Source organism: Brevibacillus panacihumi, from assembly GCF_003710985.1.
GTDB classification, from domain to species: Bacteria; Bacillota; Bacilli; order Brevibacillales; family Brevibacillaceae; genus Brevibacillus; species Brevibacillus panacihumi.
In genome coordinates this window covers 66,445-81,524 of sequence record NZ_RHHT01000007.1, presented here as the reverse complement: position 1 = coordinate 81,524, position 15,080 = coordinate 66,445, and the positions used below count along the sequence as shown (strand labels likewise).

At 52.4% G+C, this 15,080-nt stretch carries 16 protein-coding genes; 3 read left to right on the top strand and 13 right to left on the bottom strand.

All coding sequences use genetic code 11. The annotated features are described in order from the left end of the window. Nucleotides 1-70: 70 nt before the first annotated feature. A complete protein-coding gene (locus tag EDM58_RS05345) occupies nucleotides 71-238 on the bottom strand; it encodes a gamma-type small acid-soluble spore protein (RefSeq protein WP_122912437.1) in 168 nt (55 codons plus the stop codon). A gap of 198 nt (nucleotides 239-436) precedes the next feature. Between EDM58_RS05345 and EDM58_RS05340 the strand changes: the two genes are divergently transcribed. Then, nucleotides 437-685 carry a glutaredoxin family protein gene (locus EDM58_RS05340; protein WP_122912436.1) on the top strand — a complete coding sequence of 83 codons (249 nt, stop codon included), beginning with the start codon at nucleotides 437-439 and terminating at the stop codon, nucleotides 683-685. A gap of 15 nt (nucleotides 686-700) precedes the next feature. Here EDM58_RS05340 and EDM58_RS05335 read toward each other — a convergent pair whose 3' ends face one another. The 5 genes from EDM58_RS05335 to pstB (EDM58_RS05315) form a co-directional block, all read right to left on the bottom strand. Continuing rightward, entirely contained in the window at nucleotides 701-1,036 is a 336-nt protein-coding gene (locus tag EDM58_RS05335) for an ArsR/SmtB family transcription factor (RefSeq protein WP_122912435.1), read from the bottom strand. Nucleotides 1,037-1,138: 102 nt separating this feature from the next. After that, nucleotides 1,139-2,713: a GMC family oxidoreductase gene (locus EDM58_RS05330; RefSeq protein WP_122912471.1), complete on the bottom strand. Its 1,575-nt coding sequence runs from the start codon at nucleotides 2,711-2,713 to the stop codon at nucleotides 1,139-1,141. A gap of 52 nt (nucleotides 2,714-2,765) precedes the next feature. Continuing rightward, entirely contained in the window at nucleotides 2,766-3,365 is a 600-nt protein-coding gene (locus EDM58_RS05325; RefSeq protein WP_122912434.1) for a gluconate 2-dehydrogenase subunit 3 family protein, read from the bottom strand. 6 nt (nucleotides 3,366-3,371) lie between these two features. Then, nucleotides 3,372-3,764 (bottom strand): hypothetical protein, encoded by a 393-nt coding sequence (locus EDM58_RS05320; protein WP_122912433.1) that lies wholly within the window; start codon nucleotides 3,762-3,764, stop codon nucleotides 3,372-3,374. 186 nt (nucleotides 3,765-3,950) lie between these two features. Continuing rightward, on the bottom strand, nucleotides 3,951-4,703 hold the full coding sequence (gene pstB, locus EDM58_RS05315) for a phosphate ABC transporter ATP-binding protein PstB (RefSeq protein ID WP_122912432.1): 753 nt from the start codon (nucleotides 4,701-4,703) through the stop codon (nucleotides 3,951-3,953). A gap of 215 nt (nucleotides 4,704-4,918) precedes the next feature. On the opposite strand from pstB (EDM58_RS05315), the gene EDM58_RS05310 reads away from it, so the two are divergent. Next, entirely contained in the window at nucleotides 4,919-6,952 is a 2,034-nt protein-coding gene (locus EDM58_RS05310) for a methyl-accepting chemotaxis protein (RefSeq protein ID WP_122912431.1), read from the top strand. 35 nt (nucleotides 6,953-6,987) lie between these two features. On the opposite strand, the gene pstB (EDM58_RS05305) is transcribed toward EDM58_RS05310, so the two are convergent. The 4 genes from pstB (EDM58_RS05305) to EDM58_RS05290 all read right to left on the bottom strand — a co-directional run bounded on the left by pstB (EDM58_RS05305) (nucleotide 6,988) and on the right by EDM58_RS05290 (nucleotide 10,643). After that, entirely contained in the window at nucleotides 6,988-7,761 is a 774-nt protein-coding gene (gene pstB, locus EDM58_RS05305; protein ID WP_122912430.1) for a phosphate ABC transporter ATP-binding protein PstB, read from the bottom strand. A gap of 15 nt (nucleotides 7,762-7,776) precedes the next feature. Next, nucleotides 7,777-8,667, bottom strand: a complete 891-nt coding sequence (gene pstA / locus EDM58_RS05300; RefSeq protein WP_122912429.1) for a phosphate ABC transporter permease PstA — start codon at nucleotides 8,665-8,667, stop codon at nucleotides 7,777-7,779. Then, nucleotides 8,664-9,605 (bottom strand): phosphate ABC transporter permease subunit PstC, encoded by a 942-nt coding sequence (gene pstC, locus EDM58_RS05295; protein WP_122912428.1) that lies wholly within the window; start codon nucleotides 9,603-9,605, stop codon nucleotides 8,664-8,666. Before pstC ends, pstA begins: the two co-directional genes overlap by 4 nt. Before the next feature lie 90 nt (nucleotides 9,606-9,695). Beyond that, nucleotides 9,696-10,643: a phosphate ABC transporter substrate-binding protein gene (locus EDM58_RS05290; RefSeq protein ID WP_122912427.1), complete on the bottom strand. Its 948-nt coding sequence runs from the start codon at nucleotides 10,641-10,643 to the stop codon at nucleotides 9,696-9,698. 189 nt (nucleotides 10,644-10,832) lie between these two features. Here EDM58_RS05290 and EDM58_RS05285 point away from each other — a divergent pair, with 189 nt between their 5' ends. Further along, nucleotides 10,833-11,045, top strand: coding sequence for a DUF378 domain-containing protein (locus EDM58_RS05285; RefSeq protein WP_122912426.1), 213 nt, complete (start codon nucleotides 10,833-10,835; stop codon nucleotides 11,043-11,045). Nucleotides 11,046-11,104: 59 nt separating this feature from the next. Here EDM58_RS05285 and EDM58_RS05280 read toward each other — a convergent pair whose 3' ends face one another. The 3 genes from EDM58_RS05280 to EDM58_RS05270 all read right to left on the bottom strand — a co-directional run bounded on the left by EDM58_RS05280 (nucleotide 11,105) and on the right by EDM58_RS05270 (nucleotide 14,922). Next, nucleotides 11,105-11,665 carry a GerMN domain-containing protein gene (locus EDM58_RS05280; RefSeq protein ID WP_122912425.1) on the bottom strand — a complete coding sequence of 187 codons (561 nt, stop codon included), beginning with the start codon at nucleotides 11,663-11,665 and terminating at the stop codon, nucleotides 11,105-11,107. 25 nt (nucleotides 11,666-11,690) lie between these two features. Beyond that, complete coding sequence (locus EDM58_RS05275; protein WP_122912424.1) at nucleotides 11,691-13,364, bottom strand: N-acetylmuramoyl-L-alanine amidase; 1,674 nt, start codon at nucleotides 13,362-13,364, stop codon at nucleotides 11,691-11,693. A 181-nt stretch (nucleotides 13,365-13,545) separates the two neighbouring features. Continuing rightward, entirely contained in the window at nucleotides 13,546-14,922 is a 1,377-nt protein-coding gene (locus EDM58_RS05270; RefSeq protein WP_122912423.1) for a M28 family peptidase, read from the bottom strand. Between the last annotated feature and the right edge of the window lie 158 nt (nucleotides 14,923-15,080).

The window sequence follows — 15,080 nt, the reverse complement described above, 5'->3', positions numbered from 1 at the left end:
ATCCTCATTCAGCATTGACAAGCGAAACATAAAAAACCCCCGCAAAGACGGGGGCTTGTCACTTCCATCACTATTCAGTAGGCTGTCCGGATTGTTGTGCAGACTTCGCAGCAGATTGCTGGTTTTGACGACGAACTTCCGACACATTGGTTTCACTTGCAAATTCAGTAGCAGCAGCGTTCTGAGCTTGTTGCTGCGCAGCAGCCTGTTTGATCGCTTGTTTGTTTTGCTTAGCCATTGTCTCGATTCACCTCCTCGACGTCACTGCATATAATTTGCACTTGCGCCGAGCTTCGTATGCCGCCATTTATTGGGACCGACTTCACGAAGGGAGAGTTAGTGCAGGGGGCATCCTAATGTGGGAATACCAGAGGATTTTACGGGAAAAGACCGAATACAATACCTCTGATGGCTGACATCTGAAAGGAGAATAAACATGTCCACGAAAGTCATTGTCTACACGCAAACCACCTGCGGTCCTTGCCAAGAGGAAAAAATGTGGTTGACCCAGCAGAACATCCCGTTTGAAGACCGAGACATCCGCAAGAACGAAAGCTACTTCCAAGAGGCGATCAACATCGGAGCAAGCATGACGCCGGTAACCCTGATCGAAAAAGAAGATGGCGAACAAATCGTCATCCACGGCTTTGACAAAGAACAAATAAAAAAAGCGCTGGATCTGTAATCCAACGCTCCTGACTCAGCCGAAAGACGGAGCCCTTTCGGCTGAGTTTGGTTTGACGACCGTCGACATATCGGGCAAATTCGATAAAATTTGTTTTACTTGAGGAGAGCACTCGGAGTTGACGGAGTAGTACACCCAAGGTCCTTTCCGCCGTTCCTTTACCAATCCATGTGTCTTTAACTTAGCCAGGTGCTGGGAGACAGATGGCTGGGACGTCTGCAGAATCTCCACAAGATCACGGACACAGAGTGACTGTACTTGCAAGAGAGCCATGATCGTCAAGCGAGTCTTGTCGCCAAGCAGCTTGTATATCTCCGCCAAAAGCAATACCTGCATGAAATCCGTTTCCATATGAACCCACCTTTGCCTCGCGTAACATAATTCTGAACATCAGTATACTATACGCCATATAAGTTGGGGAAGATGGGTTCACGAAAACTTCCTTTTTGCAAGTCATACATCCCTTCGCTTCATCGCCTCAATCAGCTTGTCGGCAGTGCGCGCAGCCAGCGCCATTACTGTATTTGTCGGGTTTGCACCGCCGGAAGTGACGAACGTGGAAGCTCCTGCAATGAAAAGATTTGGTATATCATGCGACTGTCCGTACTCGTTCACGACAGAGGTCTGCGGATCCGATCCCATGCGACAGCCCCCCATCAGGTGAGCCGTGTCCGACACGACATGCTCCGGAACTCCTCCCATCGCCTCGATCAGCCGATTCATTTGTCCGATGGCATGCTTGTACAATTTTTTGTCATTCTCCTGGTAGCTGAAGGTCACTTTGGGCACAGGCATACCGTATTCATCCTTCAATCCGCTCAGTGTCACCGCGTTGTCCGGATGGGGCAAAACCTCTCCGACCAGGGTGATCCGCGCATACAGGTTGTAATCCAGCATCGTCTCGCGGAGCTTTTGCCCCCACAAAAAGGATCCGTCTTCCCGATCGGCTGCAATCGCGCCTGCCATCGCCACTGGCCGTGATCCGTGTGCAATCAGCGTATATCCTCTGGCAAAGCCGCGGTCCGGGTCCGTCTCATAAAAATGCTGAGACAAAGAAAGCACCGGGGTGCCTTTGTACAAACGAACCTCTTCCGGCAATCTTCCATAGACATCATGGCTGGAGTGAGGCATGATCGCCTTCCCTACCCAACCGCTGGAGTTGGCAAGACCATCGGGAAAATGCGGGGTAGCGGAATGGAGGAGCAATCGCGGCGTTTCCACGACAAATCCTGCGAGAATTACGACGCGTGCGCGCTGCCGATATGTCTGTCCATCGTGTGAAAAAACGACCCCGGTCACCCTGTTGCCTTCGGACAAAATCTCGGTGACCATGCAGTCAGAGAGCACCTCGGCACCTTCCTGGATCGCTTTCGGGATGTGATGGATCAGCCCGCTGTATTTGGCGTTGGGCATGCAACCCTGGTTGCAGAAGCCGCGGTTGATGCAGGGCGGACGACCGTCAAAAGGTCCGGACAGGATTGCCAAGGGAGCGACGACGCTCTCCATTCCCAATTTAGCGCATGCTTCGCGAAACAGCTGGGCATTTGCGCTGATCGGCTCCCGTACTGGGTACGGGTACGGGCCATGAAAAGCCCCCCAAGGAAAGTGGTCCGGGCCGGAGACGGCAATTTCCCGCTCAATCCGGTCATAATAGGGAGCCAAATCCTGATAGCGGATCGGCCAATCCTCCCCGACGCCATCCAGCGTCCGGGTCATAAAGTCACTCTCGTGAAAACGCAGGAAAACGCCGGTGAAGTGAACGGTGCCTCCTCCCACGCCTCGCCCCGAGTTATTGTGACCCAATCGCAAGGGATCCTGCCCATCTACCAGACGGGTCTCTTGCCAGCCCAGCTTGCGCATGGACAACTCATCGCTGGCAAAGTCATGCTGCGGGTCCCAGAATGGCCCCGCCTCGATTACGACGACCTTCAGGCCTGCTTTCGCCAAGTCATACGCAAGCACGCCCCCTGCCGCACCGGCGCCGACGATGCATACATCCACCTCGTCTGCGTACTTTCGCTGATTCATGTCATTGGAACGATGCCCTGCATAATGAACACTGTGATGGGTTACTCCGCCTTCATGTTTCACTCGCTTTCGCCTCCCAGGGATCCGTCAGTCCTTTTTCCACGCGCACGTACCCGCGCGGATAGGCAGGACCGCCATATCCAATATCCGACCAAACCAAGGGATGGGAGTAATAAGCATCGACAGCTTCGCGTAGGACACGCTTGAAAAAGGTAACGGAATCCACCTCAGACCAGGCATCTGCCGCTTTCGTCTCCCCCTCTGCGAGTGCCTGCAGCACTGCCTGCTGCTCCTCTTTTTTCAAGACGACGTAATCGACTCCATACCGGGCATGGCTCTCCGCATCCACCCCGGCCAAGCCCTTCCTGTACAATTGCTTTTTCGGAAGCACACCTACCTTGCGCTGCGCCTCCCCGATCGGGCTAGCCAATGATTCATCCAGATGCTGAGTCACATAGGTGAGCACCTCCAGGCGATGGTCGTTCACCAAAACACTGACAACGGTCTGCATCAGCAACGCTTCGCCCTGGGAGAAAAACGAATACGATACCTGTGGTGTCCGCCGGGAACCTACGATCTTTTTCGTGTGGTCATCCCAATGCGGATGCTCCTCCCATACATCGTAACCGGGATAGCGGCTGTGTTTGCTCATGTCCTGTCACCCCCAAAACAGGGCGATAAGCCCCAGCCCCGAGAGTGCCGTCATGAACAACGGAAGGATAATCGGGGGACCGACGAGAAAATTCTGGCTCTCCCCATACCCGCCTACACGCTGTCCGATGCCAGCCGTATGGAGATAAGCGCCGTATACGCCCCCAAACAACCCCAACACCATCCATACGGTAAATACCCAGCGCAGCCATCCTGCGTTATAAAAAGACAAAACAATCGCCGTAACCGCAAACAAAGGCAGCTCTATGACGGGAATCCACATCGCCCAGTGCCGAAAATTTTGTCTGGAATGAAATAAGGTGACCTGAACAGCAAGCAAGACAAAAGCAAGCCCTGCAAACAGGATCAGCACGCGTTCAATCGGCCAGCCATGCCACATGGAAACATCCTCCTTTTATGGTGCGATGCGCCTATTTTCTCCGCGTGCCGGGAGTCCTATACTTGCATAAAAAGGAAGAATGATCCTTCAACTGCAAAGAAGCCGCCCGATCCTTTTACAGACCGAGCGGCTTGGTTATAACACTTTGCTTTTTTAGGGTCTTTTTGTATAGCCCCCTCTTTGGATTTATCCAAAACGTCCAGTAATATAGTCTTCGGTTCGCTTGTCCGCAGGATTTTGAAAAATGGTCGACGTCTCATCTACCTCAACCAGCACGCCATTGAGGAAAAACGCCGTCTTATCCGAGATGCGGGCTGCTTGCTGCATATTGTGCGTGACGATCACGATCGTATACGTAGCTTTCAAGGTCTCAAGCAGCTCCTCGATTTTCGCAGTAGAGATCGGGTCGAGTGCGGATGTCGGCTCGTCCATGAGGAGGATTTGCGGCTGGACTGCCAAGGCGCGAGCAATGCAAAGCCGCTGCTGCTGTCCGCCGGAAAGGCCTGTCGCCGGCTTTTTCAGAACATCCTTCACTTCCTCCCAAAGCGCTGCTGCCTTCAGGCTGTTCTCCACGATCTCGTCCAGCTTGTCGCGATCAGTCATGCCATGCAGCTTGGGGCCGTAGGTGATATTGTCATAAATGCTCTTGGGAAACGGATTCGGATGCTGAAACACCATTCCGATCCTTTTGCGCAGGCCTTCTACATCCACTTGCGGACTGTAGATGTCCTCGTCAAAAACTTTTACCGAGCCGGTAATTTTTGTATGGGCAATCGAGTCGTTCATTCGATTCAAAGTCCGTAAAAATGTTGATTTCCCACATCCAGACGGACCGATCAAGGCAGTGATGGCATGGGAGTCGACATCCAGGTTGATGTCATGGAGAGCCTGTTGCTTACCGTAAAAGAGATTCAGCTCTCGCACCGAAATGACACGCATACGGTTCTCGCTCCTTCATTGTTGCACAGTTTTATTCTCGCTTTCTCACTATACCGATGAAATATGGTGTTTCCGTATAGATATGATGAAGTTTTCATTAATTTTTGAAGGAAGGTAAAGATCAGGTAAAGTTTTTTCCTGATCTATCGACGATCCCCAAAGCTGCTCCTACAATTAGGGCTGAGAACGTTGCCACGAAAAAGGGAGAGCTGATGATGTCCCCATCATTCATGAATTTTCGCATTTTATCCATTCATTCTCGGACAATTTTCACCAGGCTGTTCTTCGGAATTTTGGCAATGGTCGTCGCCATGATGGTGACGGCGGGGTTCTTTATCAGCTATCAGTCAGAAGCGATGCTAGAGGAGAAAACCCGGCAACAATTGAGGCAGGCCTCGCTCACCACCTTGACGGAGGCGAGTCATCGCGTGAAGGCGATCGTAGCCACCCTGCAATCATTTGCATCCGCTTACGAAACGGGAAAAGTGACCAACAGCCAGGTATTCGACATCTTTTCCGATCTGGCGGCGCAACACCCGACGATATCAGAGATACAGCTGGCAACCACAGACGGGAAGTACCTTACGTTTCCCGGTTCACCCGTCGATGCGTACGATCCGAGGGCGACAGATTGGTACAGCCAGGCACTCCGCTTGCAAGATCAACCGGCATACATATCGGATGTCTTTCAATTTTCCCAAACCGAGTTTCCCAAGATCGCTGTCTCGCTTCCTCTCCAAAAGGATGACGGACAGACCGCCGGGGTTGTCGTTGCCTTTGTTTCCGTCCCCAAGCTGAGCGAGTTTATCGGCGGCATTCAGATCGGCCGCTCCGGTTATGCCATGATTGTAGATCAACATGGCAAGCTGGTCGCCCATCCCGATGCGAATTACGCATTGACTCGCCCATCCTTGGAGCAGCTTCCCGTCGTGAATGAGGTTATGGCAGGCAACGCAGGTGTCCAGACCGTCCATCTCGACCAGGCAGACTATCTGGCTGCCTTTCAATACGACCCCTGGCTTCGCTGGGGAATCATCGTTTTGCAGGGAGTAGCCGAGCTGGAACAGGAGGTTCAACGCCTGCAATGGACCATCCTCGCCATCTCGCTGATCGGTTTGGGGGCTTTGTCCGTGCTGCTGTACGGATACGTCCGCAAAATTGTCGCGCCCATCAAGGAAGCGCAGCAAAAAATGACCGCCTTCAGCGAGGGCAATCTCAGCTTGGTGATGCATGTGAAAACCCAAGACGAGCTTCGGCAGTTGGCGGAGGGCTTCAATCGCATGAGCGGACAACTAAACGGGATCATACGCAAGATCCAGCACGCCATATCCGATGTGAAGCAGATTGCCCTCCATGTCGAAAGCGGCTCCAAACGCTCCCATGCGGTGCAAAGCGGAGTCACGCACGTCACGGAACGGCTGTCGCACGAGATGGATGCCCAGCACCAGCAGATTGCAGACATCCACGGCCACGTGGACAGCATCTCGCAGGAAATGAACCGGATCACTACCCTGCTTCAAAATGCTCTCGAACAGAATCAGAAATCAAGCAAGCAAACAGCGAGCACTTCTTATTCCATCGAGCAATTGCAAACGGAAATGAAGAAGATCTCCGAAGATATGCGCACTTCGCTGCAAGCGGTATCCGCCATGAGGGAAAGCATGAATGACATCCACGACATCTCCGGTATGATCATGGATATTTCCAAGCGCACCAAACTCTTGTCCTTGAACGCTCGTATCGAAGCGTCCCGCGCCGGAGAGGCCGGCCTTGGTTTTGGCGTCGTGGCTGACGAGATCGGGCAGCTCAGCGCGCAGACCGAGTCAGCTACCTCTCGCATCCAGCAAGTGATCGCAGAAGGGGAGCAGCGCATGGAACACGTCTCCCGCTGCATGCAAACGACAGATACAGCCACCCTGGAGGCGATTCATACCCTCGGTCAGGCAACCGATACGTTTGCACAAACGGTCGAGCTCAGCGATACGTTCAACGCTCAGTTCGCGGCGATCCAGCAGCTCTCCGCTTCCATCCGACAGCATAGCCAGTTCATCCTGGAGCGCGTACATGCACTGTCGGCTTCCGCTGTCGAGGTGTTGGACGGTATGCAGCAGGCTGTAGCCTCCAATCAGGAAAGCCTGGGCTACTCCCAGCAATTCCTGAGCGACGCCGCCAGGCTGACCGATGTCGTCGAAGATTTGGAGCAGGAAATCCGCTTTTTCCAGACAACAACAGAGAAGCCCTCCGCGTAGAGGGCTTCTTCTTTGTTTGCATTTGCTTGCCGCCATCAGCCAAATCGGCCGCTGATATAGGCTTCCGTCTTTTCGTTTTCGGGGGTTGTGAAAAGTTTGGAGGTATCGTTGTATTCAATCAGCTCGCCCATCAGAAAGAAGGCGGTTTTGTCCGAGATGCGGGCTGCCTGATGCAAATTGTGGGTCACGATCACAATCGTGTACTCCTCCTTCAAGCTCATCACCAATTCTTCGATTTTCATCGTCGAGATGGGGTCGAGAGCCGAAGCCGGTTCATCCAAAAGCAGAATGGTCGGCTGCATGGCGATCGCCCTCGCGATGCAAAGACGCTGTTGCTGGCCGCCAGAGAGCGAGAGCGCCGACTCGCGCAGGCGGTCTTTCACTTCATCCCAAAGCGCAGCCTTGCGCAGACTCTCTTCTACAACCTCGTCCAGCTTTCGCTTGTCTGTAAGGCCGTGAAAACGCGGAGCAAACGCAATGTTTTCATAGATGGATTTAAAAAACGGGTTGGCTCGCTGAAAGACCATTCCGATTACCTGGCGCAATCCCTCAATGTTGACGTCCGCACTGTTGATATCCGTCCCGTCCACTTCGATCGATCCCGTCACACGGCAGGAGGGCACCAGATCATTCATCCGGTTCATGCTGCGCAACAAGGTCGATTTTCCGCAGCCGGAAGGACCGATAAAAGCGGTGACGGAATTTCGCTCAATATCCATGTGAATATTGGACACTGCCCGCTTCTCACCATAGTAAACCGACACATCTCGCGCCCGAATGATCGTTTTTTCCAAGGTCATCACACTCATCGCTTCCACCCTTTCCTAATTGGCCCCTGATGTCATCTTTTTGTAGATCCATGCGCCAAACCAGCGTGCCGATAGGTTGAACAGCAGCACGGCAATAATCAGCACCGCAGCGGCGCCATCAGCCACATCGCGCGCATCCGGAGCCAAGCCTTCGCTGTTTACCTTCCAGATGTGTACCGCCAGAGTCTCCGCCGGTCGGAACGGGTTGAGCGGAGAGGTCGGACCGCTTAGAGAAAATTGGCTAAAGTCCAGATCAGGCGACGACATTCCAGCAGTAAACAAGAGCGCAGCCGCTTCCCCGAAGACACGTCCCGAGGCTAGAATCGTTCCGGTCAGAATCCCTGGCAAAGCTGCAGGCAAAATTACGGAGACAATCGTCCGCCATTTGGTGATGCCCAATGCGAGACTCGCCTCTTTTTGGCTGCGCGGCACGTTGCGAATCGCATCCTCCGTGACACGCACCAGGAGAGGCAGATTGAAGACGGTCAGGGCCAAGGCACCGGAAAACAGCGTGTATCCCCATCCCGTCATGTTGACGAAGACCAAAAGTCCGAACAGACCTACGACGATAGACGGCAGCGAGGACAACACTTCGATGCTCATGCGGATAAACTGCGTAAATTTGTTGTCCGGCGCGTATTCCGCCATGTAAATGCCTGCGCCAAGCCCAAGCGGCAAGGCGATCACCATCGTCAAAACGAGCAGATACAAGGAGTTGAACAACTGAGGTCCAATCCCGCCGCCTGCCTTCACAATATCAGGCGGGGAAGTGAGAAAATCCAGGTTCAGCTTATGCCAGCCCTGCGTCAGGATAAATCCGAGCAAACCGACCAAGGTGCCGATGATCAGCACCGCAATCAGGGTCAAAATAACTGTCGCCGCGCGGTCCATGATTTTGGCTCTCATTTGTTCACCAGTCCTTTTCTGCCGATGATGCGCAAGATCATGATGAAGACGAAGGACATCAACAAAAGCAGCAAGGCCATCGACCACAGCGCATTATTGTAAGGAGTTCCCTGAATCGTGTTCCCCATGTTCAGGGTGATTCCGCTGGTCAACGTGCTGATTGGATCGAGCAGGCTGCCCGGGAGCTTAGTGGTGTTTCCAATCACCATCTGGACCGCCAGCGCTTCCCCGAAGGCACGCGCCATCCCCAAAACAATGGCGGTGAGACAGCCCGGCAAGGAAGAGTGCAGGACGACATTCCAGATGGTTTGCCAACGGGTCGCCCCCAAAGCCAAGGACGCATTTCGCAAATCCTGCGGTACTGCCGAAATCGCATCAGCCGCCACGCTGGTAATCGTCGGGAGAATCATCAAAGCGAGAACCAGTCCACCCGCCAATAGACTGAAGCCCAGCACATCAAACTGTTCGCGTATAAACGGCACGAGCAAGGTAAGTCCGACATACCCGTAGACAACTGACGGGATTCCCACCAGCAATTCAATGACAGGTTTCAATACTTTCTTGCCGAAGTTCGGGTACAGCTCAATCATGAAAATGGCAGCGCCAATGCCGAGAGGAGCTGCTATCAAAGCCGCCAATGTCGTCACCAGAAAGGAGCCGAGAATGAAGGGAAAGACGCCGTATACGGCAGGTTCGCCCTCAGGGTCCCATTTGACCTGGCTCAAAAATTCCGTGATGCTGATTCCGTTCACAAAAAAAGTGGACAAACCTTTGGAAGCGATAAAATACGTGATCGACAAGACTACGATGATCAACAATGCCGCACAAACGGTAGCGATGAGCCTGCCGGTCACATTCTCCGTCCATTGGCGTTTGTTGCTGGTCAACATTTTCCGAGCAATTCCTGATTGTGATGGAGTGTCAGTACGATGGGTCATGATTCCCCTCCTTGGAAAAGGGACAGCAAGCAAAATAAGGGGGAAGCGCCCCCTCACCCCTCATTTTGCCAAAACTGTCTATTTGCTAGGTTATTTTTGTTTGATGGTTCCGTCTGCTGCACGATCTACTTTCATCTCTGTGATCGGCAGGAAGCCCAGATCCTTCACGGCTGTTTTTTGCACTTCGTCAGTCAGGATATATTCGAGGAACGCTTTGGCGCTGCCAGTCGGCTCGCCTTTTGTATACATGTGCTGATACGCCCACACCGGATATTGATTGGTGGCGATGTTCTCGCCGTTTGCTTCCACGCCGTCCAGCTTCAATGCTTTGACAGAATCATTGATGTAGGACAGTGCCAGATAACCGATTGCTCCTGGTGTTTCTGCGATGATTTTGCGAACAGTACCCGAGGAATCCTCTGTGATGCCTTCCGCTTCCTCTGTGCCATCCAGAGCGAATTTGCTGAAGGTGGCGCGAGTACCCGAAGACTTCGGACGGTTAACCAAGGTCACTTTTGTGTCAGGACCGCCAACCTCTTTCCAGTTGGTGATTTTACCGCTGAAAATATCAATCAGTTGCTGCTTGCTCAGGTTGTCGATGCCGATTTGCGGATTTACGACAGCTGCCATGCCAACTACTGCAACTTTGTGGTCTACCAATTCGTTTGCGGGGATGTCTTTCTTCTCTTCTGCGAAAATATCAGAGTTCCCGATTGTTGCAGCTCCGCTGGATACCTGGCTCAAGCCGGTACCGCTACCCCCGCCTTGCACTTGGATTTGCAAGCCTGGATTTTTCGCCATGAAATCTTTGGCCACTTGCTCGACCAGTGGCTGCATCGCTGTAGAGCCTACTGCTGTAATCGGTTCGTTGCTTTTTGTCTCAGCGCCTGTATTGCCAGAATTGGATTCCGGTGCTGGTGTCTGTGTCTCGCCGGATTGTTGCTGTGGTTGAGATGGAGTTGCCGCGTTGCTTCCACAACCTGCGAGCAATGCACCCACAACTGTTAGAGCCATAAACATTTTGCTGAGTTTTTTCATTGGATGAAAATCCTCCCCGTTTTGTAAGGTAATTATTTTTGGTCTTTTCACTTACAAAGTTTACAGGGGGAATGTTGTTCTATTGTGTTGGGATTGTAAAGCTTTCTTAAAGATCATCACGATTCGGGATGTTTCGTGGAGAAGCGGGGAATACTGAGGACACTCTTTGCCCAAGGGGGTTGATCGAACATGGATCAATTAGCCTTGTTTCTCATAATTGCCGGAGCCTTGAATTGGGGATTGGTCGGTTTCTTTCAATACGACCTGATCTCGACTCTTTTCGGGGAGACTGAATCGATTGTATGCCGGATTCTCTACACGCTTGTCGGCTTGGCCGGCGTCTATTCGATCAAATTTCTCTTCGGCCGCCGCGAGCAACCCGATACGGAGAATGGATCGTAGTTCCACCAATGAAAAAGCACGCCCCGCTTCAGTCCGGGACGTGCTTTTTGTGGTATCGGTTATTGCGCAACCTCATCTCGCGTCAGTGGCTCTACTATATCAACGTGCCCCATCAGCGATTCTGCCGGTTTCCCATCCTCCAAAATCACGATGCTTTTTACCTCGGGAAATTGAAAGAGGGTCTTTTTCAACGCATCCAGGGCCATGACTTCACCGCTGGAGCCGAGGTTGTAGACATTATGGCTGTCCGCGTCAATGGTCAATTTGCCTTCTTCAAAGGTAAGCGAGTGGTACTTGAAATCGACCCACAAGGGGAAATGCTTCTCCTTTTCTTGCGGAGCCTCCAGAAGCGCGACCGCCTTCTTGTATTTCTCCAGATCATCCGCAAAGGCAATCTCCTGTTTTTCCTCCTGCAAAGCGAGCAGGTCGTTGTCGGAATAAAACACGGAAATGGTTTGTTTGGTCAAGCTGGAATTGGAAGGCGGTTCTGCTGGGGCGCCCGTCTGAGGCGGCGCTGGCTCCGGCACCGGAGCGGGAGCAGCATTTTGTTGGCCGCAGCCGGCAGCCAAAAGAAGCAGCGCGAATAAGCCGAGTCCAATCAGGCGACGTCTGTAGTTCATCTTTTCCTCCTTACTGCGAGCTGCCTTATTGATAGGATTGGTAATACTCCCGAATGGCAGCTACAAGCGCTTTCGCAATTTTCTCCTGGAATTCAGGAGAAGTCAGCTTGCTGTTTTCCTTGGGATTGCTGAGGAACCCTGTCTCTGTCAGAACAGCCGGCATTTTCGTATGCTTGATGACGTAAAAGCCTGATGGCTTCACACCACGATCTTGGAATTGTGTAGCTCCCTGGAGATGCTTGTGGACAAGCTGAGCAAACTCCTTGCTGTTGGCATTGTAATAGAAGCTTTCCGTACCGCCACTGTTCGGGTTGGAGAAGGAATTGGCATGGATGGACAGAAACAGGTCTGCATCCCAGTCGTTGGCAATGGCAACACGCTCGGACAGCTCCAAAAATACGTCTGTACTGCGGGTCGGCACGACCTGGAACTCAGGGTACTGCTTCAACAGCTCTACTACTTTATTGGCTACCGCGAGAGTGTAATCCTTCTCGTGATTTCCAGTTACGCCCAATGCCCCTGGGTCCTTGCCGCCATGTCCGGCGTCGACTACGATCAGATAACCGGTTTTTCGAGGTTGCGGGATCAGCTTAACCTCAATACCGTCCTCGGTATAGGACAGGGTGTACTTGCTCTTTTGATTCAATTCAATGACGACGCGAACGGTATTCGGCGAGCTTTGGAACTGGCTGAAGCGCAAATCGGCAATGAGAGCATTCTCTGCTTTTGCCGATTCTGCCTTCACGTCTGCTTCGTCGTCCGAGCTTTCATCGTCAGCAGGCTCGTCCGATTCGTCGCTATCATCCTCGGCTGCTTTCGAATCTGCGTCGGAATTCGCCTTTTCTTCTTGGTCAGTCGGGCCTTGATAACCGTAGCTTTGCGGTATCAGCTCCTCATCCAGAACCGTATGCGGCAGGTCGAGCACGATGCGATGCGGTCCGTTCAAAACGATTGCCTCCGCACCGACTGGCAGTGTTGTCTCGATATGTACGTACTCCCCGTCCGCGACTACATCCTTCAGATAGCTGAGACGTTCGATCTCTACCTGGTTCTTCTTTTGATTCCAGGCAAATGTACCGTCAAGCTCCGCTTCCAGCTGCGAGAGCGGCAAGGTAAGCTGGCCATCAATAGTGCGGCCTCGCTCCGGCCGTTTCCAAGCATGATTCTTGAGTCCGAACTGATCCGCTACTGCCTGTGCGGATACATAGTACGTATCGTCCGCCTGATAAAACTTCCAGGCATCTGGAGCTTTTTGGCCATTCAGCTCGACCTGCGGCGTTTCGTTGGCGATCACGGTACGGGTGCTTTCTTCCCAGCCCACCGTCACTCCGAGTGATTCACCGACAAAGCGAAGCGGCAACAGCATTCTCTGGTTTTTCATGACTGGCGGCGCATCCAGCTGCACCTTTTTTCCGTTGAGCAGAGCCTGTTTTGATCCGACCGTCAGTTGCAATTTTTGTTGGCCTCGCGCAATCAAGGCTGTTCGTGTGGGCTGATCCCAATCTACGGAAGCCCCGAGCCCCTCTGCGATGACCCGGACCGGAACCAGCGTACGCCCTTTATCAATCATAGGCGGTACTTCCGGCTGTACGGCTTGTCCCCCGATCATCAGATGAACGGATTGGTCTGCAGCGGCTGCCCAACCTGGGAGGCTGAGCAATAACAATAGTACAAACAACGGTAACAAACGTCTTTTCATCCTGACCTCCTTCATGTTGTTTTTTCGTCTGGCGAAGAAGCCGAGCGAATGAATTGTCCCGTAAGGTTAGACGCATTACCATCTGCAAAGTTTGTAGTATAATGGAACCAAATTCACTGGAAAAATAAAGAAAGTGCCGAAATTCGGCACTTTCTGTTCTAAGCGAACTGCAGAACTGCTCTTACTCCAGTTCTCTTTCCTCGTATTCATACTCTACCTTCTTCGGAGCCACCTTGGCATTCTTAAGGGCTGGCGTGTCTGGGCGAGCAATCTGGTAAACCGCTGCCCCTACAATTTCCGCCACTTCCTGCAGCTTGTCCTTGCTGATCTTGTCGATCGTATCTTCCGGCGAATGGTACCATGGCTCAACGGGCGCATGGATAAAGAGAGCTGCCGGGATGCCTGCTTCCGCAAAAGGAACATGGTCGCTGCGTCCTTCACGGCCGTAATTGACGGTCTCTGACAGACGCGAGCCTGCTGCCGCTCCCAGATCAGTCACAATATTTTTCTCCCCATCGACGGTATACATGATCAGCTTGCCGGCATCGCGGCTGCCGACCATATCCATCTGGAACATGCCGACTGTGTTTTCAATCTCTTCTTCAGACAAGGAATCTACGTAGGCGTAGGAACCGAGCAGCCCGTTCTCTTCTGCTCCGAATGTGACAAAACGGAGTTCTGTATCGATCGGCATATTCGACATGACGCGTGCCAGCTCCAATACGGTAGCTGTACCGGAGGCATCATCATTTGCTCCAGGAGCCCCCTCCACGGAGTCGTGATGCGCTCCTACGATGACGATCTGACCGGTGCTTTTCTTCTTATCAGGCTTCTTCGTGGCGATTACATTGTAGGAGGTGCTCTCCTTCATTTCAGAACCTTCAATCTCTACGTCGGCAATCAGGGTTTCCCCTGCCTCCAGCAAGGCCAATAGTTCCTCACCCTGATCTCTTGTCAGTGCCAGTGCGGGAACATAGTCATCGTTCGGCTCTCCCAGCGTACCGTTAATCACCCCGGAGGTATTGTTAAACAGGAGCACGGCCTCCGCTCCAGCCCTCGCCGCATTGAGCACCTTTTCTCCAAAACTGATCTCGCCGCGCTTGACGAGGGCGATTTTGCCTGTCAAATCGACGTCTTCCAAATCGCTCTCACGGCCCAAACCGACATAAACCAATTCCCCGGAGGCTTGTCCACTCACACCGTACGAAAAATTGCCCAGATCCCAATCTACATCTTCCATGCCGCTGACGGACAATGACATGTAGTCCGGCGCCTTGTAGCTGGTAAATTCAAAAGCCTGCAGTTCTGTGTCATAGCCGTAAGATTTGAATTGCTTTTCCAGGTATTTGGCAGCATCATGCTCCGCTTTGGTCCCGGCTACCCGAGGCTCCTGTGAGAGGTAGTCAATCGTGTCATAAATATTGTCTACCTTGATTCGCTTTACGATCTTGTTGTCAAACGCACTGTCAGACGGATTCGGTTTTGCGTAAACGGGAAGACTGAATGCCAAACTCGCAATCAAAGCAATGGGAATCAGCTTCATCTTACGTTTCAACATAATTCTCCTCCTGGCATGTGAAATATTGGAATCAAGTTCATTATCAAGGCATATATCAGAAATTAATAGTCCGAATCATCAGGCAATTTCAGGCAACGTCCGACAGCTGGACAAGCCTGTTTCCCGAAAAAAAGAAGGCGTTCTTAGGCCGAACGCCT